Below are 681 nucleotides of genomic sequence, written 5' to 3' on the forward strand. Positions count from 1 at the left end.
GTGATGAGGATCCATCTGCAGACTCTGAACGGAAACTCCCGCTGCGGACAACGTGCGCTTTAAAAAATGGCCGAAGTCGTCATCACCTACGCGCCCGATAAACCCACTCTGACAGTCCAGACGTGCCGTTCCCACAGCTACATTGAAGGGTGCACCTCCTGCGCAGGCCTGATATTGCATATCTGAAAGCGGTAAGAGATCGACTACCGCATCGCCAAGAGTCCAAATGTTCATGACATTTCCTCAAAAGTAATTAGTTATACTTACCCTGGAATAACCAGCGATCGGGGACTCGGTTATCCCGGCAAAGTAATAGCCGCGTCTCTTGTTCCGCTGGTCATCAAAAAGATGGTTTTAAAAATTGTAATCTAGCATGAGTTTATAATCGGTGGTGATAGCATCACCGTTAGTTACCCAACTCCCGCCTTGATTAATTAATGAACCTGTTATTTCTCCGGAAACCGTGAAACGGGAAGTCAGAGGGTAATTTGCCGACACTTTAAGGAAGCGATTTCTGGTATTTTGGAAAACTTCGCCATCTTCACGTTGGGCATTGTTTTTCTTAAAATGCCCATACCCACCGCTAACTGTCGTTGATAATTGTCCCCAGTTGTGCCAGATCCCCATTGACGTTGTCCAACTTTTATCATCAATATCACCCCATTGCGCTCTGTCTAATAC

2 protein-coding genes are annotated in these 681 nt (G+C 46.3%); both read right to left on the reverse strand.

The annotated features are described in order from the left end of the window. On the reverse strand, positions 1 to 234 hold a 234-nt coding region (locus tag AC1DUO_RS25865), incomplete at its 3' end, for a PfkB family carbohydrate kinase (protein WP_477989584.1). A 120-nt stretch (positions 235 to 354) separates the two neighbouring features. Further along, on the reverse strand, positions 355 to 681 hold a 327-nt coding region (locus tag AC1DUO_RS25870), incomplete at its 5' end, for an OmpG porin family protein (RefSeq protein ID WP_477989585.1).

It is taken from the genome of Rahnella sp. P4_A8, from assembly GCF_056402435.1.